Source organism: Veillonella sp. S13054-11 (assembly GCF_002959795.1).
In the GTDB taxonomy this organism is placed as follows: domain Bacteria; phylum Bacillota; class Negativicutes; order Veillonellales; family Veillonellaceae; genus Veillonella; species Veillonella parvula_E.
Map to the genome: position 1 here is coordinate 174734 of NZ_PPCY01000004.1, position 22240 is coordinate 196973.

The following is a 22240-nucleotide window of genomic DNA, read 5'->3' on the forward strand; positions in this document are numbered from 1 at the left end:
ATGGTTAGGCCCAACGAGGGCAACGATACCAAGTACCATCATGACCTTCATTTGAATACGCTTTCTACGTCTCATGATGAACCTCCTTTGTGTAGTTTTTTGTCATATCAACTAGATATGTGAGTCCGAACAGTTATCTTGAATTCAGTATATCATAAATGAGAAATTTTATCAATAAGAATTTATTCTTTTAATATTCATCTTTATTTAGTATGATATTATGCATAGGTAGAGGTTAATAAGGAGGCTTATTATGAATAAATTATTCCGATACGCTGCTGCAGCTGTACTCGTTGCATCTTTTGGCATGTTAAGTGATTATACAGCTGATGCGGCGAAGTTTTTAGAATCTCCAAGGGAGGTTACTATTGTAAAACCTGAGTTGCCTGAGATTCCTCAAACCGCTACGGTAGCGCCTGATATGCGCGTACGCTTTTTGATTGATAAAAAAGGTAATGTTAAAAATGTTTTCGTAGAGCGCTCTTCTGGCTATGCTCCAGTTGACGAAGCAGTAAAAAAAGCAATTTTACAGTGGAAATTCACACCTGCTATTGGCACAGATCAAAAGGCACACGAATCCATTATTGGGATGACAATTACTCTGCCTAAGCAAGCTGTGAAAGCTAAATAAGGAGAAAACGATGAATAAAGTGTTGCGTTGTATTATATTAAGCTCATTGTTTGTAATGAGTATGGTAGCTTCTGTGTTGGCAGCTCCATATGATCCACCAGTAGCTATAGCTACACCACCTATTGACCGAGCATTACTCGCTGCCTATGGTGAAGCGGCTCATGGTGCAGATATACGTTTTACCATCAGGGAAGATGGTTCTGTAGGGGATGTTGAAGTTGTTTCATCTAGTGGCTCTAGTGCTCTTGATGCAGCCATTGTTGATACTATTTCTAAATGGAGATTTAGTCCTGCTACAGATTCCAATGGTAAGCCTGTAGCATCTTCTAAAACTGAATATATTGATTTTAAAAACTAATCAAAGGCATTCATACAGAACTGCACTTCAAAAATTGGACACAATTTTTGAAGTGCAGTTTTTGTATGCCAAAATATTCTAAAAAATAAAGTAAGGTTATTCATTTTCATAACATTGGATTCGTAAATCTTAAAAATTAATCAAAATTGTATCTATAGCAACTGAAAATTACTTTCAAAATGGTATAATAAAAATATAATTATAGATTAGCCCGTGGAGGTACAAGCATATGAATCCATTAAAACAAAAGCTAGATATTAACAATGAACGTTACAGAATTATTGTGTCCATTAAAGAAGATTATTTAGATGGTAAATTGTCCTTAGAAGAGGGCAATCGCATTTTAAAAGAGAAACTAGGTACTTGTACACCTGATGAGTTTGCCTACGCAGAGCAAAGCTTGAAAGGTGTTTACAAGGATGAAGAAATCCTAGAGAAAATGGATGATCTCTTAGATTTATTTGACGGCGTTTTAGTACGTGCCGAAAATGAATACCCTGAAAACCATCCGTTGTGGGCATACTTGGAAGAAATCAACGCTGTTGAGAAGGTAGCCCTAGAAGCGGATGAATTATTAAAGCAAGAGAATTTTATCAAAAATCCGTGGCTTGGCGTTTTTGATTCCTTAGCAGAGTGGAGAACACATCTGTCTCGTAAGCAAAATCAACTGTATCCAATGCTTGAGGACCACGGCTTTGACCGCCCAACGCGCATTATGTGGACCTTTGATGATGCTGTGCGCGATGCTATCTCTGCATCCTATGCATTGCTTCGGGAAGATAAATACGAAGAATTCCTAGCGTCTGTGCCAGAAACATTGGCGAAATTGCGTGATTTGAATTCTAAAGAGTTAGAAGTCTTATTGCCTACCTCTTATAAATTGTTGAGTGACGAAGAGTTTGTGCGGATGAGTAAAAATGACCATGAAATTGGTTATGCTATCATCAATGCGCCAGGCTTATATGTAGTGCCAGGTATCAATGATTCTGCGGCGCAATTGAATGATAATAATTCAGCTCAAAGTGGTGCTGTATCTAACGAGTTCTTAAATGATTTAGCCGGCTTGCTATCTAAATATGTAGGCCCTGTTGGTGGTGCGCCCGTTGGTAAGGACGCAGTCCTCGATGTAGCCACAGGTAAATTGACATTAGAGCAGATTAATTTGTTGTTCCGTCATTTACCAGTAGATTTATCCTATGTAGATGAAAATGAACTAGTTAAGTTCTACAGCGATACGGCACATCGTATTTTCCCTCGCAGTGCGAACGTTATCGGCCGTGAGGTGAAGAATTGTCACCCAGCAAAATCTGTTCATATAGTAGAAGAAATCGTAGAGAAGTTCCGTTCTGGAGAACAAAGTCAAGTGGAATTCTGGATCAATAAACCAGGCTTGTTCATCTATGTTATCTACACAGCAGTACGCGATGAAAATGGTAAATTCCGCGGCGTATTGGAAATGATGCAAGATTGTACACATATCCGTGAACTCGAAGGTTCTCGTACATTGTTGACCTGGGATAAAACCGATTTTGTAGGCGATGGTGGTAAGGAAAAATCCTTGGCTCAAGAGGCTGCAGAAGAGGTAGAAGAAGAGCCGTTAACAACTGATGCGGATGGTCGATTCCATATCGATGCGAAAACGACATTATCTAATCTAATTAAACAATGCCCAGAAATTGTAGATCATTTGATTTCTTTAAATCCTAAATTTGAGAAATTAAAAACACCTATGGTAAAAGTAATGGCTAAGGTGGCAACAATCAAGATGATGGCAGAGCGCGGCGATTTTGAGGTAGATGATCTAATTAGTAAAATCGATGCATTTATCAATAAAGATAAGAAATAATTGTATTCTTTAAATGCTAAAGAGGCGAGTTCTTAAGAGCTCGCCCCGTTTTGTTATTTGATTGATTGCTTTGCAACTATGTCATGTTTTAACGTATTCTATTGAATACTAATAGTTTTATAAAAGTTAGACATTATTTTATTGCATTACGAATGTGTTGCACTAATTCAAAATAAACATACATTAATTTCCTATAAATCATCTGTTTTATGTATACAAATTTGATTGAACAAGGTAAAATAGAAAATAATGAAAGTATTTGCGTAAGCAGTGTTTTCGTATACAACATTACTTTTACAAGAGAAATTGCTTAAATATTAAAAGGTGAGGATCTAGATACTATGTCGACAAGACGCGTTTGGAAGCAAAGTGAAATTAAAACAAACCCATTATTTTCTATGATGCGCAGTACAATTGAAACTGCATTCTATGGGAACAATGTAACTCCTGTAACATCTGTGGCACAAGCGTATCAACTAGCCTCTGAAGAACCAGGTGTTATCGTCCTCGATATGCCGGTATTTAAACCATTAGAACAAGGTTTGCCAGCTGATGCAAAGGTCCTTGTTACAAATGATGGTAAAACTACAGGTCGTTATGCTAAAGCTCGTCGTATTATTGGAGACGAGGGCATCGATGAAGTTGAACTCGCGAATATTGCACGTGATGCTGTGTATGATAGCCGCAATAAAGAGTGGATTTCTGCAGAATCTATCGTTGGTCTTGATAAAAAATTCACAGCTCGTGCTCATTTGATGATTCCAAAAGATCACGCGTCCATTTTGTATTCTTGGCTCATGAACTTCAAGTTCTTTGATGCAGCTGTAAAAGAATTCTACAATGACAGTGTAGAGATTCCAGAAGGCGACATCTATATTTACTCTGATCCTGACTATGTTGTACCAGGTCATCCAGGCGGTCTTGCTATTTTCGACCCTGCTCATAACTGTGCTATGATTCTTGGTATGCGCTACTTTGGGGAGCATAAAAAAGGTACACTTACACTTGCGTGGTCCTTAGCAAATCGCTTCGACTATGTTGCTTGCCACGGTGGCATGAAACGTTACAACCTTGAAGATGGTAAATCTTACACTATTGGTGTATTCGGTTTGTCCGGTTCCGGTAAATCCACATTGACTCATGAAAAACATGATGGTCGTTATGATATTTCTATCTTGCATGACGATGCGTATATCATCAATACTGAGGATTTGAGTTCTATTGCTCTTGAACCTACGTACTTTGACAAAATGCAAGATTATCCTGTGGAACATCCTGCTAACGAATTCTTGTTGACGCTACAAAATGTAGGTGTAACGATGGATGAGGATGGCCGTAAGGTTGTACTGGCCGAAGATGTGCGAAACAGCAATGGACGTGCTATTAAATCTCAATTCTGGACAGATAACCGCGTAAACTACGTAGGTGAACCTGTTAATGCAATTGTATGGCTTATGAAAGATAAAACATTGCCACCAATCCTTAAGATTTCCGATCCTGTATTGGCTTCTACAATGGGTGCAACCCTTGCGACTCGTCGTTCTACAGCAGAAAAACTTGATGCTCACGTCGATCCAAATGCGCTTGTTATCGAACCATATGCAAATCCATTCCGTACATATCCATTGGTTCGTGATTATGAAAGCTACAAAAAATTATTCTCCAAATGTGGCGTAGAATGCTACATCATGAATACAGGCTTCTTCTTGGAAAACAAAATTCCTAAAGAAGTTACTCTTGATTTATTAGAGCGTTTGGTAGAAGGTACATTAGAATTTAAACCATTCTGTGAATACGAAAACCTTTCCTATGTAGAGGTTCCTGGCTTTGAACCTCCATTCGAAGTGCGCGAGTATCATCACCAATTGCACCAAGCTTTTGAGTTCCGTTATGATTATGTAGAAAAACTTAAAGGTCATAAAAACGAATTACCTCAAGAAGTATTGGATGTACTTAAATCTTTAATGTAATCTAAAAATTAAAAAGGGCTGTAATAGAATGCGGTTTTACCGCATACTATATGTAGTTCGTTTACCTTATAAGATATACCAAGAAATTTAGGTTTGTAAGACACTAAATTTCTTGGTATTTTTATTTTTCCCCATGTATATGTAACGTATATTTTAGTAATATATAGTTATAATAGAAATAATGTTTTATTATAAGACTTGTATATGTACATAGTTATAAGGACTCGTGTATGGACATAAAAGACATTAAATATATTAGTACCATCGTTGAGATGGCATCATTCTCAAAGGCATCTAAAAAATTATATATTTCACAGCCAGCGTTGAGTCAGGGAATTCGTCGTATTGAAGCAGAGCTAGGAGTTACGTTATTTGTTCGTGATCGTACAAAAGTCGTGCCAACTGCTGCGGCGTTACAAATTGCAAAAGAGGGCATGCCGTTAGTTTTAAAGGCGGAGGCTTTAACGCAATCTATCATTAATCAAGGCACAGATGTAGCCTATCATGTGCGTATCGGCTTGTCTCAATTCTATGGACATCATATGTTGGGGAAAACATTGAAAAGCTTTCAACAGATAGAGCCTTCTTGGGAATTCCATGTTGTAGAGGGCGAATCTCACTTCTTGGAACAGCAAATTTGTGATGGTTTAGTAGATGTAGGGTTATTCCCAACGCCGATTTATTCTCAGGATCTTGAAAGTTATCCCGTTCTAGATGAGCAGATTTTATTGGCTATTAGTATGGAAAATAAGAAGGCCATAGCCATTGCAGATTCGCTCATGACCGGTGATGGAATTCGAGAAATATCTCCTTTTGGAGCATTTCCGTTTATTTTGCTAAGAGAAGGTCTCAAATTGCGGACGTTGGTTAACCGTCTATGCCAAGCGGAGTCCTTTGTGCCAAAAGCCGTCATTGGCTCTGAAACGTTAGATTCATGTCGGTCCTTGGTAGAAGATGATTATGGTATTACCTTCTTGCCGAGCACACTCAATAGCAAGGGGGATGACGATAAGGTTAAATTCTATCCTCTTGCATCGAAACTTTGCTTCCGCCAATTAGTTCTTGTGGCGAGGTCTGATAGGGCAAAACGTTTCCATTTATCTGAAGTAGCACATATTATGCAGCAATTTTTGTAATGTATAGGTATAAAGATATTTAGATGGCATATCCTGAGGGAAGGATCATATTAATAAATTAATAATTAATACATAAATTAATACGTAAATCACTTAATCAATTATAGAGATTAATTCCTGTAAAGTTTGGGGATTAATCTCTTTTTATTTGTGAAAAGAAACTGAAAGAATCGAATTTAATAAATATAGTAATTATCATATTCTTAGATATAGATGCGTCAAAAATTTCTCAAATTTTAATTGACAAATGTCCTTTCAGAAAATATACTTATAGTAGTTTAAAACATATTTAGGAGATAGGATTTAAAACCCATTATTATAGTGGATTTAAAGTGAATTAAAAGTAGAATATGTTTTTGTTTTTATTGGTTGGCCTATGTAGGCCCCTAGGAGGTTTCAAATGAGTAAAGATGTGGAAAACAAAAATACCCATGACCATAATCATGGTGAACAACATGTTCATGGTCACGATCACGATCATAATCATGAACATCATTGCCACTGTGGCGGTCATGTTCATCATCACGACCACGATCATCAACATGACCACGATCATGACCATGGTCACGACCATAGTCATGAAAAGGCTCTTCCGACGGATAAATGGGTGCCACACACTCATGAACCAGGGGTACCTCATGAACATGGCGTAAACGACTATATGAAAGCCGTTGCTGAATATCGTAAAACATGGCCTACAAAACAAGATGTTATCGAGCAAACACCAGATCCTGCGGTACGCGAAATGATTCTTCGCATGGAGCAAATCGGTTGCGATACAGTATTTGACCGTTTTGATAAACAACAACCACAATGTACATTTGGTATTGCCGGTGTATGTTGTCGTATCTGCTTCATGGGTCCATGTAAAATTACACCTAAAAGCCCTCGTGGTGTCTGTGGTGCTGATGCAGACCTTATCGTTGCTCGTAATATGACACGTGCTGCTGCAGGTGGCTTGACTCAACATGGTGCGCATGCTCGTGAAATTTTGATTTCTTTGAAAGCAGCTGCTAATGACCAATTGGATATTCCAATTTTAGGGGAAGAAAAAATCCGTACTGTATGTAAAGCTTTCAATATCCCTGAAGAAGGCCGTTCCTTAAAAGAAGTGGCAAATGACTTGGCAGATGTTCTATTAGAAGATTTGAGCCGTGCATTACCTGGCGAATATAAAACAATTACTGCAATGGCTCCTGCTGAACGTCGTGAAGTTTGGAAAAACTTGGATATCTTGCCTATTTCTGCGTACAATGAAGCCTTTGATGCATATCATCGTACATGCGTAGGTACAGATGGTGATTGGGAAAGCAACATGAAACAATTCTTGCGTTGTGGTCTTGCTTTCACATTCACAGGCGTAGTAGCAGCGGACATCGCAACAGACGCATTGTTTGGTCAAGGTGGTCGTCGTACATCTAAAGTTAACATTGGTGCCTTGAAAAAAGGATATGTTAACATCGCTGTTCATGGTCATTTGCCAACATTGGTATCCCAAATTTGTAAAATTGGCGCTTCTGAAGAATATTTAGAAAAAGCAAAAGCTATCGGAGCTAAAGGTATCCAATTCTACGGTATCTGCTGCTCTGGTTTGTCCAGTATGTACCGTTATGAAAATGTTATTCCATTGTGTAACGCTATCGGTGCTGAACTTGTACTTGGTACAGGCGCTCTTGATTGCTGGGTAGCTGACGTTCAAGACGTTTATCCTGCTATCATGGACGTAGCACGTTGCTTCAACACAAAGGTTATTACTACATCTGATGCAGCTCGTTTACCAGGTGCTGAACACATCGGCTACGACCATCATCACACTAACTTGGCTGAAACAAAAGAATTGGCTCGCAAAATCTTGGATCGTGCTCTTGAAGCTCATGAATTGCGCAAAGGTATGCCTGTATTCATTCCGCCATACGAAATCACAGCAGAAGTTGGCTTCTCTCCAGAATCCACTGTTAAACATTATGGTTCCTTCAAACCATTGGCAGAGGCTTTAAAATCTGGTAAAGTTCGCGGTATCGTTAACGTAGTAGGTTGTTCCAACCCTCGTGTTATCTATGAAAAGGCAACTGTAGATATTGTTGATACACTTATTAAAAATGGCTGTATCATCCTTACAAATGGTTGTGCATCTTTCCCATTGATGAAACTTGGCTATTGTAATACAGATGCTAACAAGAAATGTAGTCCTGCATTGCAAGAGTTCTTGGGTGATGATCAACCACCAGTATGGCATGTGGGTGAATGTGTAGATAATGCGCGTTCCTCCGGTATCTTCGGTGGTATTGCGGCAGAACTTGGTCTTAACTTACCTCAATTGCCATTTGCTATGTCTAGCCCTGAATGGTCTAACGAAAAAGGTATCGATGCATCCCTTGGCTTCCGCTTGATGGGGATTAACTCTTACCACTGCGTTGAGCCACCTACACAAGGCTCTGATGCTGTTACAAAATGGCTCAAAGAAGACACTAAAGATATCTTAGGCTCTGTTATGTATGTAAATACGGATCCTGCTAAAGTAGCTGAGAAAATCTTGGCAGATATCGATGAAAAACGTGCTGCTTTAGGTTGGGCTGAAGTAAAATAGTAAGATAGAAATTAGTAAATTGTAGTTTATAATAAAAAACGCTCAAAAGCGTAATGGTTATCGTATTTCCTTAAGCTTTTGAGCGTTTTTTTTAAAGAATATAGTATTACTTGTTAATTCGTGAGTCCTTATAAACCCTTTACTATTAACCCTTATGGTAATATGTATGTAGACTTAACAATATGTATAAGTTTATGAAGTAACGAAAAAAGGACTCTGTATAGAGTCCTTTTTTCATGTAAGGGGAGTGTTAGTATTAATATCAAATGAAACATGTATTTAAACAAGTAGTAGGTTTGGGGTTAGTATTACTTGTCGGGAGATAAATACACGTACGGTAACCAGGGAATTGTTACCTCTATTTATCATTTGACATTATCATTATAGGAAGGGTAAATGAGTTAAAAATGAAGAAATTTAATAAATTTCTTTAAGTTTCTTATATTTGTAAAAAACATGGTAATTAATTTTAATTATTGTTGATAAATATGGGACAATTTTGGTATTATATAAAGGAGAAGTTGTATATTTTATAAAGGTTTATCCACATTAAGCTTTTATAAAATATACAGCTCGATAGCATGAGAGGGGCAGTCATATGAGTAAAATATTCACCATATTAACACTTTTGTGGCTACTCAGTATAGGGGGGACTACTAACGCAACGGACTGGTACTATGTTGGACCAGATGCATCAGGAAACCAATTATTTATTGACAATGACAGTGTACAGAAGAGTGATTACGATGCACTTTTGTGGCTGCGAGTTAATGAACTGGGTGGCGACGAATTGCGATATAAAGTTTATATCAGTAGATATAATCGAACCATGGAAACATTGAAGGTAGATGCGTACATGTCAGACGGGACGCCGTATGAGAATGTAGAATTTAATGAGAATCCTGAGCCCATTGCGGGTAACACAAATGGTCAAGCCATTTACATTTTATTATGGAAATAAAAGAACCATCTAGTACAGCAAACTAGATGGTTCTTTTTATGTGTAAAATATTTATAAAGCATTAGGGAATAATTTATATACTACATCCTCTAGATATGGAGAATGGTATATATGAGGTTTTTAGACTTGAGCTGTATTGCGAGTCAACTCCAAGTCTTGAATCATTTGGAGATCGTCTTGAGGTGAACGACCGCCAGTGGTTAAGTAGCCACCAACCATGATACCGTTTAGGCCACCTTTTAGAGCATAAGCTTGTAAGTCCCGTAGATTTACTTCGCGACCGCCTGCAGTACGAATCAATGCATTTGGCAAGATGAAACGGAATACGGCGAAGGTACGTAAGATATCCAATGGACGTAAAGCTTCGTTGCTTTCAAATGGAGTCCCTTTAACAGGATTCAAAATGTTTAATGGCACGGAGTCAATATGTAAACGTTTAAGTTCGAACGCCATTTCTACGCGTTGTTCTAATGTTTCGTTAAGGCCAAGAATGCCACCAGAGCAAACACGGATGCCTGCTTTTTGTGCATTATCTATGGTAAACATTTTATCTTCGTAGGAATGTGTAGTACAAATATCTGGGAAGTGACTAGGTGCCGTTTCGATATTGGAGTGGTATCGAGTAACACCAACTTCTTTTAATTTGAGTGCTTGTTCGTAAGTTAACAACCCAAGAGAACAGCAGATTTCAAGGCCAATTTCGTTTTTGATACGGCCTAATACGTGGATGATTTGATCAAATTCATCAGGGTTATTAGTATTACGACCACTTGTTACGATGGAAAAACGAATGGCACCAGCCTCTTTAGCTTTACGTGCTGCTTGGAGAATGCTTTCTTCATCCATGAAAGGATACTCCTGAACGCCTGTGTTGTGGTGTGCGGATTGAGCACAGAATTTACAGTTTTCAGGACATTTGCCGGATCGAGCATTAACAATGGCGCATACATCTACAGAATTATCATTGAAATGTTGGCGAATTTTATCAGCCATAGCGAGTAGAATCATAGTATCATCATCTGAAGTATGAATTAGCTCGATTGCTTCTTCTTTTGTAATTTCGCCGCCGTTCATGATGCGGTTTGCAATGGTAAGTATTTTTTCGTATGTACCCACTTGGGATGGTTGTTGATCTATAGGCAAAGCCATAATAGCCTCCAGGAAATTGTTAACTTAATAAAAACATAATATATTGACAATTTGATTGTAAACGTTCGCGTATAAATTGTCAACTTAATGCGTGAATTGGTTAACAAAAATAATAACATATTATGATTTATCTCTTATGATGAAAGAAAATGTGCTTATCTTATAATTTATATTTATTAATAGTTAAGAGAAGTTTAGTTTAACTATATCTTTTTGATGGTAAATGATAGTTATTTTTAACTTATCTTTAAGGTTTTGTAGTATAATAAACTATTGTAATTACTATATATAACTATAATAAGAATATTAATGGAGGAGTGGATATAGATGCAGCCGTTTCGATTTATACACTGTGGTGATCTGCATTTAGGGGCACCCTTTCAATATGCTACAGGTATTAGCAGCGCTGTAGATCGCGTTGTAAGTGAAGCAACCTATGTAGCCTTAGATAAAATTATTGATACTGCTATTACAGAACATGTTCATGCTGTTGTAATAGCTGGTGATATTTATAATAGCGAAGACCATAATTTAGAGGCTCAAGTCCGTTTTGTGCGCGCCATGTATCGCTTGGCGGAGCATCGTATTGATGTCTATATGGTACAAGGTAACCATGATCCTGCTGAAAGCTGGAAAGCACAATTACAGATGCCAGATAATGTACATGTATTTTCTAGCGAACAGGTACAGCGTTTCCCGCTCATCGTTAACAATATAGAAATTGGTGGCGTATATGGTATTAGTTGTGGTCATGGTAATGAAAGCGACAACTATGTTCGTCAATACAGAGCTTTTGAACGGGATGAGTTTTCTCTTGCTGTTATGCATGGTACTGTAGGTTCTAGTGTAGGCTCTGAAAATCATAATGTAATAGGACCTTGTAACTTAACTGATTTAACAGAGGCCGCTATGGATTATTGGGCATTGGGCCATATTCATAAATCTCAAGTTCTTAGCGAGGAGCCTCTCGTAGTTTATGCTGGTAATTCGCAAGGATTGCATCGTAAAGAACATGGACCAAAGGGATGTTATCTTGTATCCGTATCTCATAATGGTCATTGTGATTTGCGATTTATCGATACCTGTGCTGTCCGATTTGAGGAAATCAAAATCGATATTGCTGGCATGCAAAATGAAACGGATTTCTTAGAGATTTTGCGCCGTAAAAAAGAAAATTTGCGAAAGCAGCATAAGAAAAACATCTTGCTATCCATTGTTTTGTCTGGTACAGGACCTCTACATCGCCTATGTACGCAAGAGGGGATTCGAAAACTATGGTTGCAAGAGTCTCAAAATGAAGAGAAAAGCAAATCTATATTTGTTATGCCTTACCGTATCACTTCTAATACAAGACCTAGTATTAATCTAGTTGAACGACGTCTATTAACAGATGTAGTAGGTGATTACTTGCGTGCTTATGATGATATGGTAGATGGGGATGCGATACAGACTGCGCGCCAAATCATGGCGGATCGTCCTGAATTTAAGCGCTTAGGCGCATATGCCGATTTATTGAGTGATGAATTATTGGCGCGAGCTTTGAAACGTTGTGAAATTGAGGGTGTTACTGTATTGATGGGGGCTAATGATGAACATTAAACGCATACGATTTGATGAATTTGGCCCGTATCGCGACTGGTCTTTCACTACGGGTGACAATGGGGTTCAACTCATGTATGGCCCTAATGAAAGTGGTAAGACATCCTTGCTCGAAGGGATGCGCACCTTGTTGTTTGGTGGTACTCATAAGGCTTATGGTCCTATGACGGGGGCCCTTGATGTGGACCGTAATGGTGAAAGCTATTATATCGGTCGTAAGGGTAAGCAGTTAGACTTTTACAGTCCTGGTAATCCTGCCATCCATGAAGAGCCGGCTCAACATTGGTGGCATGGCATCGATAAAAAAACATATAACCGCATATTTGCGTTAACATTAGACGACCTACAAGGCCTTGATGTATTACAAGAGGTAGAGGTTCGTTCCCGATTCTTTGGCGCTGAAGGGGGAGAACACTTAGGTGGCGCTGTTAAGGATGTTGAAAAAGGGGCTACAGACCTACTTGTAGCATCCTCGAATGGTAAACGTCGCATCAATGTATTGATGGATGAGCTTAAAGAAAACCGCCAAAAGCTGAGTCAGTTGGCGGAGCATGAAGCGCAATATGTGGAATTACAAACCGTCTTTCACAGTACGGAGCAAACCGAAATGGAATTGCAAAATCAGTTGAAAGAATGGAAGGAATATCGGGATGGTATCGATGTAGTATTGCGTGCGTGGGATACGTATCGTCGCAGTGAAGAGGCACGTATGCACATGCAGCAGTACAATAGTGAGCTCGCCTTGAGTCGTGATGAGTTTCTTCGCCTTGATGAAGAAATTAAACGGGCTCGTGACAATATGCAATTATGGCAGGAAAAGGAAGCGGCATTGATGCCAGCTAACTTTAGTCCTGATAGCCCATTTGGAACTTATGGCCAAGATATTGAAGATCTTATTCAACAAGGTGCTAAATGGGAGCAGTTACGCCGTGAGTGCGAAGAAGGCGATGCGTACATCCGTAAGGTTAGGGAACAATTGGAGTTTTCACGCACCTTACATTCTGCGTGGCGTCATGATGAGCCAATGGCAGAAGACATCAATTGGTTTGATGGAGAACGTTTGGCAAGTCGTTTGCGCACCGCAAAAGAACAACTTTTACATTGGCAAGACCGCAAACCTGCAGAGGCTACCGATGAGTTGCCGACGGCGAACCTTAAAGGGGCATCCTTACCTAACTTTAGTGAAGAAGAATTAGCTAAAAAAGAATATTTAGAACGTGAATTAGATCGTATCTTAATGGATATAGATCGAGTAGAGGCTAGACGGAATAGTCCTGGTTCAGATGCACAGCCTACAATTCTGCCAAAATGGCTACAACGCATTAGTGGTATAGGCGCTGTTATTGCTGTATTGGTAGTATTAGCAGGCCTGTTGGTTCTTGAATCGGCATTATATACTATAGGTGGTTTTATTTTTTTGATTCTATCTATGGGGCTATTCTGGTATGCTACAAGGAGGCTTCATAATGGTAACTCTGAAGTGTCTAAATTAAACTATGAGTTACAAATTTTATCCTCCCGTAAATCCGATGTAGAGCATCAGCTAGAGGCTTTGATCAAGGCTGCTACACCTACAGCAAGTCCTGTACCATCCTTAGAAGGGGCGGCACATCTTGAACGCTGGATTCAGGAAGGGCATACATTACAAGGTATTTACGATGAAGCTCTCGCAGCATGGCAAAACTGGTTACCACAAGGGGCGGCTAAGAGTCTCGATGAAGATGATTTCTTTGGCCTCAAACATGAATATGATCAATATCATGAGCAACTACGTACTATAGAAGGCTATGAAAAGCGTTTAGCGGAGCATAAAGAAGGTCTACGTATTATTGAAGACCAAGCGATGGCTTTGTGGTATAACCTTGGGATAGAGGCGCCAGTATCTCCAACAGAGCTAAAACGCATTTATAACCAATATAAGAACTTCCAACAAAATAAAATTGTATGGGAACAAAAGGAAGCACAACGTAAAAGCTTCCGCAATGAATACGATAATTGGCATCGCAAGGAAAAAGAGTTACTACTTCGTCAACAAGAACTGCTCCATAAAGCGGGTATGGAAAGTTCCAATGAGTATCGTCAACATCTTATCGATGAGGACCAATATAAACAGTGGCAAACCATCTACAAGCAAAGTCAAGTGCAGCTTGATTTGCTTGCTCCTGACGCGGAGAATAAAGACTTGTTCTACCGTCGTTTGCGTGAAGGCAACAAGGATAACTGGTTGGATGAACTGGCTCATTCTGAGCGTGAAATAGCCTCTATCGAAGATAAATTGGCTACCTTGTACGAGCGTCGCGGTCAAATCGTTGAAGCCATGCGTACACTTGGATCTGACCAGGAACAACACCAAATGTTGCAAGAACGTGAAGCTTTACGAAGTGAATTAGAGTCTGCTCTCGAAGATTGGGCTACGCAAGTATTGATAAGTCATTGTATGGATAAGGCTCAACAATCATATGAACAAGAAAAACAACCTCATATGTTAGAGCTTGCCTCCTCTTATGTTGAAAGACTAACTGGTGAGAGGTATACGCTTGATATTCTAGGTATCAATAAAGGGGTAGCACTTATCAACAACAATGGGGAACGACTAGAACTTAAATTCTGGTCTAGTGGTCTAGCTGACCAAGTATACTTGGCATTGCGTCTTGCCCTAGCCAAGGTATTCTCTTATCAAGTAGAATCCTTGCCGATTATCTTGGACGATATTTTGGTGCGTTTTGACGAAAACCGTCAACGTAGTGCCTTGGAACTGTTGGCCGAGCTTGGAAAGAATCAACAGATTTGGCTCTTTACCTGTCAACGCTCTGTATATGATATGGCTCAATCTATTATGGGCATCGATTGCCATAGACTAAGTCGTAGTTAAATAAATTTCGGACTTGAATTAAAGACTCAGTCAAATTAAAGTAGTGGTTACATTACAGTACTAGTAAATTTAACGACATACTTGAATTAAAGTCTTAGTTAAATCAAAGTGGTAATGAAATAATAATCCCTGTGGAGGCACATGCTTTCACAGGGATTATTAGGGATTATTAAAGAATAAATAATGTGTGTGATTGTAACCAAAGTAACTGTTTTAGTTACCATAGTGTGTTAGTATACATTTAGAACGAAAGGGGTTGAGTACTTGAACACAGCTTATTTGGACATGATCCAAGGGAAGAACCCTGGTGTAACGCCTGTGTGGTATATGCGTCAAGCTGGTCGTAGCCAAGCGGAATATCGCAAAATCAAAGAGAAATATTCATTATTTGAAATTACAAAAGAGCCCGAGTTATGTGCTCGTGTTACGGAATTACCTGTTAAGGAATACGGCGTTGATGCGGCAATTCTCTACAAAGATATCATGAGCCCAATGGTGGCTATGAATGTAAATGTTGAGCTCAAGGCCGGTGTGGGTCCTGTGTTTAGCACGCCTATCCGTTCTATGGCTGATGTAGAGGCTCTAGATTCCTTTGATCCTACCAAGGTAGAGTATATCGGTAAAACGATTACACTCTTAACATCTGGCATGCTCGACGTGCCACTCATTGGTTTTTGCGGTGCGCCGTTTACGATTGCATCCTACCTTATCGAAGGGGGACCAACGAAGAACTACAATAAGACTCGTGGCATGCTCATCGGTGCTCCTCATGTGTGGAATGCATTGATGACTAAACTGGCGGACATGTCCATTGCGTACTTATCCATGCAAGCCGAAGCGGGTGCCAATGCACTTCAAATCTTCGACTCTTGGGTAGGGGCTGTTAATGCAGATCAGTATAAACAAGGGATTTACCCTCATATGGAACGAATCATTAAGGCTGTAAAAGCTAAATATCCTCATTTACCAATGGCCATGAATGGCGTTGGCACTGACCATTTGGTGTCTATTTGGTCTCATTTGCCATTAGACGTCATTGCCCTTGATTGGCGTAGTTCCATTGTTATGGCGAATGAACGGGGTGTAACGCAAACCGTGCAAGGTAACTTGGATCCAGCGTATCTGTTCGGGGACGAAAAAACATTGGCTCACGAAGTAGATCGTATTTTGCTCGAAGGAGTTCGCTATGGTCGCCATATCTTTAATTTAGGTCATGGCGTATTCCCCGAGGCAGATCCTCAAAAACTCCATTGGCTAACGGACTATGTGCATGAACGTAGTCGTGAAATTTGGGCTCAAGAGAGGTAAATTAGTGAAAGTAGAAAAAAAAGGATTATTATTCCTGTCTTATGGTAGCCCTTTAAGTAAGGATGATTTAGTACCCTATATGACGAGTATTCGTCGTGGCCGTGTACCAACGAAAGAAGAGATTGCTAATCTTACTAAGCGTTATGATACAATCGGTCAATGGGAAAATGTTGAACTTCAAACTATGGCAGAGTGCCAATATAGAACCTTGCTTACTCTGTTGCCGACTATGCCTTCCGCTATTGGTTTTTTACACATGAAACCGTCCATTGCAGATGCAGTTGACTCCTTAGTCCAGCAAGGAGTGGAGCATATTATCGCTATTGTAACGGCTCCATTCTTCACCGCTCTCGGTACTGGAGCTTATGAAAAACAAGTGCAAGTAGCTATTTCCAACCATGATAATATGACATTCGACTTTATCCGTTCCTGGTGGGATCAACCAACTTTCAAGGAATACTGGGTAAAAGCAGTTTCAAAGTGTGTGAATATTAATAAAGATTTATTTGTTATTTTTAGTGCTCACAGTATACCTCTTATCAATAATCATGGTGGCGATTCGTATGCGTTAGCTTTAGAGGAAAGCGCCAAAGAGATTGCTGAACATTGTAAATTACCGAAATGGACTGTGGCGTGGCAAAGTGCAGCTCCTCATGGACAATGGTTGGGCCCTACTGTAGAGGATGCTATCAACGAAGCCTTACAAACTGGTGCTGATCGCATTGTTTTTGTACCATTTGGATTTGTAAGCAATCACGTTGAGGTATTGTACGATAATGATGTGGAGTGTAAAGAACTCGTTGAAGCAAAGGGCGCAACATATATGCGTGCACCCATGCCAAATTGTAATGAAATATTTTTACAAGCAATGGCGAGTGCAATAATAGAAAGGATTCATTCGTGAACGTAACAATTGTGGGCGGTGGCTTAACAGGGCTAACAGCGGCTTATTATCTAGGTCATGCAAAGCCAGAATGGACCATTACTCTTTATGAACAAGCACCACGATTTGGTGGGAAAATACAAACGCAACATGTGGATGACTTCGTAGTGGAACTCGGTCCTGACTCCTACTTGGGTCGTAAAACAGAAATGACAGATCTTGTGCATGATCTTGGACTAGGGGATACCCTTGTGTCTAATGAAACAGGCCAAGCCTTTGTATATGATAAGGGTTCTATCCACCCAATTCCAGGCGGCTCCATCATGGGCATTCCTACGGAAATGATGCCCTTTGTGAAAGCAACGCTCATTTCTTGGTCTGGTAAATTGCGTGCGGGTTTAGATTATTTTAAGAAACCATACCAACTCGATGAAAATGGTGATGTATCCATTGGTCATTTCTTCAAATACCATTTAGGTCAAGAAATGATGGATAAACTCATCGAGCCCTTATTAGCGGGTATCTATGGTGGGGATATTTATAAAATTAGTCTATTGTCGACATTCCCTCATTTTATTCAAGTAGAACAAAAATATGGGAACATGGTAAAAGGTATGATGGCTGCTAAGATGAGTCACTCCAAAGCAGGTGTCTCTAAGGCCGCCAAAGGGGCTGTTACTGAAGGTGATGTGCCTCGAGCTGGTAAAGGAACCATGACGGACCGTCAATTTGAAAGTCACGAAGCTAAGACTAGTCAAGATAGTGCTGCTAGTAATAGTGTAAACGGCTCTAGCCATGTGACAAAGACTAGTTCTAATCATCAGTCTGCTAAGGCGCAAGCGGATATGGAAAGTAGAAAGGGTACTGCTGCTCAATCTGGTATGTTCCGTCAATTGACAGGCGGCCTTGAAAGCGTTATTACCGCTATCGTCAAGGCCATGCCTAGTAATGTACACTTGCATACAGGTGCGCTAGTTTCTGATATTCGATATATTGATGGTGTATATGTAATCGATGTAGTGAAGTCGTGTAACGATTCTTGTGGCTGTCAATCTACGGCAGACCATGTGATTATCACTACACCGCCGGCAACATATACTCAATGGTTCAAGGATGATGCGGGTTTTGATTTCTTGCGATCCATGGAGCAATCTAGTTGCGCCATTGCTATTATGGCCTTTGATAAAAGCACCTTTGATGGTGATTTAAAAGGATCGGGTCTGCTTATTACCCGTAATACGGATACACCTCTTACAGCGTGTACTATTCTTAATCAAAAATGGCCTCAAACTACCCCTGATGATAAGGTGGTTTTGCGCGTCTTTATTGGTAAGCCAGGTAATGATGTAGTAGAACGACTCAGTGAAGAGGAACTTTCAGAATTGGCAGTCAAAGAAATTCAGCATGTTATGAATTTTTCTGCCAAGCCAGAGTGGGTGCGCATCAATCGTCTCATTCACTGCATGCCTCAATATAATGTAGGCCATCGTGCAGGTATTAAAGTCGTACGTGAACATGTAGCCGAGCAGTATCCAAATCTACACCTCATCGGCACACCTTTTGATGGAATCGGGATCCCTGACGGTGTAAAACAAGCAAAAGAACTCGTAGAAAAACTTGTGAATGACAAGTAAAATAGTGACTTGCTTAAAAGAGTTAGTACAGTATTAAGCAACATAGGATTATCTCAGCCTAAAAGCAGTAATTTAGTCTTAACTAAAGAATATACTAATAAAAAATCTCAATAGAAACTAAATTGAAAAGACTCTATATGCTATAATAGTAAGTGGAGTCTTTTGATTTCCGTAATTATAGATATACATTATTATTTTGATATAATCACCATAGATAGGAGTGATCATAATGGGAAAAGCAATCCCTACAGTAGAAGGTTGGCATAGCCAACACATGGTATTCGCCATGGATTTCAGCGCATGGAACTGCTTCACAGAGGATGAAAAAGCAGCAGCGCGCAATGAATTAAAAGCATTCTTAGCCGACCTTGAAGCTGAACATCAAGCTAAAGAAGGTAGCTATGCATTCTATGATTGTAATGGAGCAAAAGGGGATTTAATCTTATGGATTCTCGGTCCATCCCTTGAATACTTGGCTCAAGTAGAACGTAAATTCCGTCGTTTAGCTATTGCAAGCGTGTTGGTGCAAACTTATTCTTATACTTCTGTAACAGAAGTAAGCACCTATGTTAAGGCCAAGTTAGATACAGAGGAGGTTAATCAAAAATTATATCCTCATGTACCTCGCGATAAATATATCTGTTTTTATAATATGAGTAAAAAACGCGAAGGTGATGACAATTGGTTCATGTTACCACCGCAAGAGCGCGGTGCTTTGATGAAAGCTCACGGTGAACTTGGTAAAACATACTTGGATGTATTATCTGAATTCACTACTGGTGGCTGTGGCCTAGACGACTGGGAATGGGGTATTACTATCTTTAGTAACGACGACATCCAATTCAAAAAAATTGTATACGATATGCGCTTCGAAGAAGCCAGTGCAAAATACGGCATCTTCAGCGATTTCTACGTTGGTACCATCATCGACGATGCACTACTAGAAGAAATCTTTGGATAATAAAAAGGGACTGCTTGGCAGTCCCTTTTTGTTATTATTTAATTCATATATATCGATAAATAACTGCTTATTTTATCGTATATTCGTTCGATTTATAATGTTCTTAAGGTAGTCGGCGAGGTTGGGTCTCTCTTCGTTATAGAAGGGGGTGAGCTTATGAGTGACTTTGAACTTATTACAGTTATCATTGGAATATTGACATTAGTCGTTTCCTTTGGTGCACTTATAGCGCTTATTTGCCTTACAAAAAGCAAATAGCCCTCCGTTACCCAGTGTAATTAGATAAACAGAAAGGCCATTTCCTATATGTTTTGTTTTTGAGATGCGCCTGACGTTCCTACTCGTCTGACTATCTATTTATATTATAGAGATAAAGATATATATCGTCAAATTAGAATGAATGGACTGCTTAGCAGTCCATTTTTCTTCCCTCAAAATGAAGGCTATAATTTTGAACAGAAAAGTTAATATACGCACTATACTTCGTAAAATATAATTCACAATATATGAGTATCGCATTCGCAACTATATTCTCATAAAAGAAAACCCCGCATCGATCCGACTTACGAGGTCAAGGCCCTAGGCCGCAGACCTGATAAGTATGGAGGAGAGATGCGGGGTTTCTTTTATCACTTAGTTTAGAAAAGTGAATTATATTTTGTTGTACCGTCCAGTGAACGTAAATTTTCTGTTCCAGAAAATTATACGTTCATATTGGCGCTTTTACGCACATAGAACCAGTAGCATACTGCTACAGTTACGATGTTGAAGGCTAACAATACAGCAAAGGCTGGATGGATATTACCAAATGTGGAATATACAAAGCCGAAGATTTTAGGTGTAATAAAGGCACCGTATGCAGCTACGGCAGCAACGAAACCTGTAATTAAAGAGGAAAGCAATGGATTGCCAAATACGTGTGGAATCATACGGAATGTTGCACCTGTTGCGAAACCACAGCTTACGAAGGTCAACACGGACATAGCAAAGAAGAATGGGAAGTTGTGCATATCTACGCCAACTGCAATTAGCGCTGTTGTTACACATAGACCGAGAAGGCTTACAAAGGTAACTTTTGTACCGCTGTTAATTTTATCAGATAACCAACCGCCTACAGGACGAAGGGCACCTGATACAAGAGGACCAACAAATGCGATAGAAGCAAATGGAACTTCAGGGAATTCTTTACCTACTAATAAGCCAAGTGCTGCCGCATAACCAGAGAAAGCACCGAAGGAACAAGTGTATAGCAATGTAAGCGCCCAAGTGTGTTTGTTCCCAAAGATTTGTACAAGATTTTTAGGATTTGGTTTTTCTAGTGGTAAGTTATCCATGAAACGTGTCATAAGTGCAAGGATAACAACGAGTGGTACGATCCACATGAAAGCCGCATTGGCAAGGTATACTGCATTACCTTTGATGATAGCTGGTGTTACACCAAATACGCTACCTAATGCAGCGGAACCCATAGCGAATGGAGCTAAGAAGTAGATTACGGAGATACCAAGGTTACCAACGCCGCCGTTGATACCAAGAGCTGTACCTTTTTCAGATTTAGGGAAGAAGTTGCCAATGTACGCCATGGAGGACGAGAAGTTGCCGCCCGCTAAACCGATAAGGGCAGTTAAAATCATGAATGTCGTATAAGAAGTTGTTGTATCTTGAACGGCAAAGCCAAGCCATACAACAGGAACTAATAAAATAAGTGTAGAAATAAATGTCCAGTTCTTACCACCGATTAAGGCTGGCATGTAGGTATATACGAAACGTAATGTAGCACCTACAAGACCTGGTAATGCGGCTAATGTAAATAATTGATCTGTTGTAAAGTTAAAGCCAGCGCCATTTAGTTGTGCTGCAATGGTTGCCCATAAATACCATACACAGAATGAAAGGGTTAATGCAATTGTGGATATAACCAAGTTTTGTTTAGCAATTTTTTTACCAAACTTTTCCCAAAATTCTGGATTATCTGGTTGCCAATTAGCCACAATTTCGCTACGGCTTGCCCCTACTTGAGGCATTTTTAGTTCGCTCATTTTGAACTTCTCCTTACTGAAAAACTATACATGCAATGAAGACATGGAAGATACAATTATCAGTCAATGTATATGAATATTGCAATTTATAGAATTTCTATAGAAAATATTCGAATTACTTAGAGAACTGAGTTATAATTATTGTATCAACAAAATTTGCAATGTCTTATATCACAAATATATTATATATTGTAAAATTTTTTGTGAATGTGATATAAAACACACATATTCTGAAATTAATAAGTTATAATAATCTTATATATACAAAAAAGTATATAATACATGTACTTTTACTATAAATAGATT

At 39.3% G+C, this 22240-nt stretch carries 15 protein-coding genes; 13 read left to right on the forward strand and 2 right to left on the reverse strand.

Features of this window, described 5'->3' with window-relative positions:
- Positions 1-253: 253 nt before the first annotated feature.
- The 7 genes from VPHSUH08_RS04695 to VPHSUH08_RS04725 all read left to right on the forward strand — a co-directional run bounded on the left by VPHSUH08_RS04695 (position 254) and on the right by VPHSUH08_RS04725 (position 9489).
- Entirely contained in the window at positions 254-631 is a 378-nt protein-coding gene (locus VPHSUH08_RS04695) for an energy transducer TonB (RefSeq protein WP_012863799.1), read from the forward strand.
- A 10-nt stretch (positions 632-641) separates the two neighbouring features.
- Entirely contained in the window at positions 642-989 is a 348-nt protein-coding gene (locus tag VPHSUH08_RS04700; RefSeq protein ID WP_105086886.1) for an energy transducer TonB, read from the forward strand.
- Between the two features lie 229 nt (positions 990-1218).
- Positions 1219-2835, forward strand: coding sequence for a PAS domain-containing protein (locus tag VPHSUH08_RS04705; protein ID WP_105086887.1), 1617 nt, complete (start codon positions 1219-1221; stop codon positions 2833-2835).
- A gap of 341 nt (positions 2836-3176) precedes the next feature.
- On the forward strand, positions 3177-4805 hold the full coding sequence (locus VPHSUH08_RS04710) for a phosphoenolpyruvate carboxykinase (ATP) (RefSeq protein WP_105086888.1): 1629 nt from the start codon (positions 3177-3179) through the stop codon (positions 4803-4805).
- 230 nt (positions 4806-5035) lie between these two features.
- Entirely contained in the window at positions 5036-5941 is a 906-nt protein-coding gene (locus VPHSUH08_RS04715) for a LysR family transcriptional regulator (RefSeq protein ID WP_105086889.1), read from the forward strand.
- A gap of 400 nt (positions 5942-6341) precedes the next feature.
- On the forward strand, positions 6342-8528 hold the full coding sequence (cooS, locus tag VPHSUH08_RS04720) for an anaerobic carbon-monoxide dehydrogenase catalytic subunit (protein WP_105086890.1): 2187 nt from the start codon (positions 6342-6344) through the stop codon (positions 8526-8528).
- 598 nt (positions 8529-9126) lie between these two features.
- Positions 9127-9489, forward strand: a complete 363-nt coding sequence (locus tag VPHSUH08_RS04725) for a hypothetical protein (RefSeq protein ID WP_008603073.1) — start codon at positions 9127-9129, stop codon at positions 9487-9489.
- 120 nt (positions 9490-9609) lie between these two features.
- On the opposite strand, the gene bioB is transcribed toward VPHSUH08_RS04725, so the two are convergent.
- Positions 9610-10638, reverse strand: a complete 1029-nt coding sequence (gene bioB / locus VPHSUH08_RS04730; RefSeq protein WP_004694042.1) for a biotin synthase BioB — start codon at positions 10636-10638, stop codon at positions 9610-9612.
- A gap of 327 nt (positions 10639-10965) precedes the next feature.
- On the opposite strand from bioB, the gene VPHSUH08_RS04735 reads away from it, so the two are divergent.
- From VPHSUH08_RS04735 to hemQ, 6 genes are all read left to right on the forward strand, one after another.
- Positions 10966-12237 (forward strand): DNA repair exonuclease, encoded by a 1272-nt coding sequence (locus VPHSUH08_RS04735; RefSeq protein ID WP_105086891.1) that lies wholly within the window; start codon positions 10966-10968, stop codon positions 12235-12237.
- Positions 12227-15109: an AAA family ATPase gene (locus tag VPHSUH08_RS04740; RefSeq protein ID WP_105086892.1), complete on the forward strand. Its 2883-nt coding sequence runs from the start codon at positions 12227-12229 to the stop codon at positions 15107-15109. The genes VPHSUH08_RS04735 and VPHSUH08_RS04740 overlap by 11 nt, the downstream gene beginning before the upstream one ends.
- Positions 15110-15373: 264 nt before the next feature.
- A complete protein-coding gene (gene hemE, locus VPHSUH08_RS04745; RefSeq protein WP_105086893.1) occupies positions 15374-16417 on the forward strand; it encodes a uroporphyrinogen decarboxylase in 1044 nt (347 codons plus the stop codon).
- A 4-nt stretch (positions 16418-16421) separates the two neighbouring features.
- On the forward strand, positions 16422-17321 hold the full coding sequence (hemH, locus tag VPHSUH08_RS04750; RefSeq protein WP_105086894.1) for a ferrochelatase: 900 nt from the start codon (positions 16422-16424) through the stop codon (positions 17319-17321).
- Positions 17318-18934, forward strand: coding sequence for a protoporphyrinogen oxidase (hemG, locus tag VPHSUH08_RS04755; RefSeq protein WP_105086895.1), 1617 nt, complete (start codon positions 17318-17320; stop codon positions 18932-18934). Before hemH ends, hemG begins: the two co-directional genes overlap by 4 nt.
- 229 nt (positions 18935-19163) lie before the next feature.
- Positions 19164-19895, forward strand: coding sequence for a hydrogen peroxide-dependent heme synthase (hemQ, locus tag VPHSUH08_RS04760; RefSeq protein ID WP_105086896.1), 732 nt, complete (start codon positions 19164-19166; stop codon positions 19893-19895).
- A 701-nt stretch (positions 19896-20596) separates the two neighbouring features.
- On the opposite strand, the gene VPHSUH08_RS04765 is transcribed toward hemQ, so the two are convergent.
- Complete coding sequence (locus VPHSUH08_RS04765; protein WP_105086897.1) at positions 20597-21934, reverse strand: MFS transporter; 1338 nt, start codon at positions 21932-21934, stop codon at positions 20597-20599.
- Positions 21935-22240: the final 306 nt, after the last annotated feature.

Bases quoted from the DNA above. Each gene is read 5' to 3' on its own strand.
- VPHSUH08_RS04695 (WP_012863799.1), top strand. From the start codon at position 254: ATGAATAAATTATTCCGATACGCTGCTGCAGCTGTACTCGTTGCATCT.
- VPHSUH08_RS04700 (WP_105086886.1), top strand. From the start codon at position 642: ATGAATAAAGTGTTGCGTTGTATTATATTAAGCTCATTGTTTGTAATG.
- VPHSUH08_RS04705 (WP_105086887.1), top strand. From the start codon at position 1,219: ATGAATCCATTAAAACAAAAGCTAGATATTAACAATGAACGTTACAGA.
- VPHSUH08_RS04710 (WP_105086888.1), top strand. From the start codon at position 3,177: ATGTCGACAAGACGCGTTTGGAAGCAAAGTGAAATTAAAACAAACCCA.
- VPHSUH08_RS04715 (WP_105086889.1), top strand. From the start codon at position 5,036: ATGGACATAAAAGACATTAAATATATTAGTACCATCGTTGAGATGGCA.
- cooS (WP_105086890.1), top strand. From the start codon at position 6,342: ATGAGTAAAGATGTGGAAAACAAAAATACCCATGACCATAATCATGGT.
- VPHSUH08_RS04725 (WP_008603073.1), top strand. From the start codon at position 9,127: ATGAGTAAAATATTCACCATATTAACACTTTTGTGGCTACTCAGTATA.
- bioB (WP_004694042.1), bottom strand. From the start codon at position 10,638: ATGGCTTTGCCTATAGATCAACAACCATCCCAAGTGGGTACATACGAA.
- VPHSUH08_RS04735 (WP_105086891.1), top strand. From the start codon at position 10,966: ATGCAGCCGTTTCGATTTATACACTGTGGTGATCTGCATTTAGGGGCA.
- VPHSUH08_RS04740 (WP_105086892.1), top strand. From the start codon at position 12,227: ATGAACATTAAACGCATACGATTTGATGAATTTGGCCCGTATCGCGAC.
- hemQ (WP_105086896.1), top strand. From the start codon at position 19,164: ATGGGAAAAGCAATCCCTACAGTAGAAGGTTGGCATAGCCAACACATG.
- VPHSUH08_RS04765 (WP_105086897.1), bottom strand. From the start codon at position 21,934: ATGAGCGAACTAAAAATGCCTCAAGTAGGGGCAAGCCGTAGCGAAATT.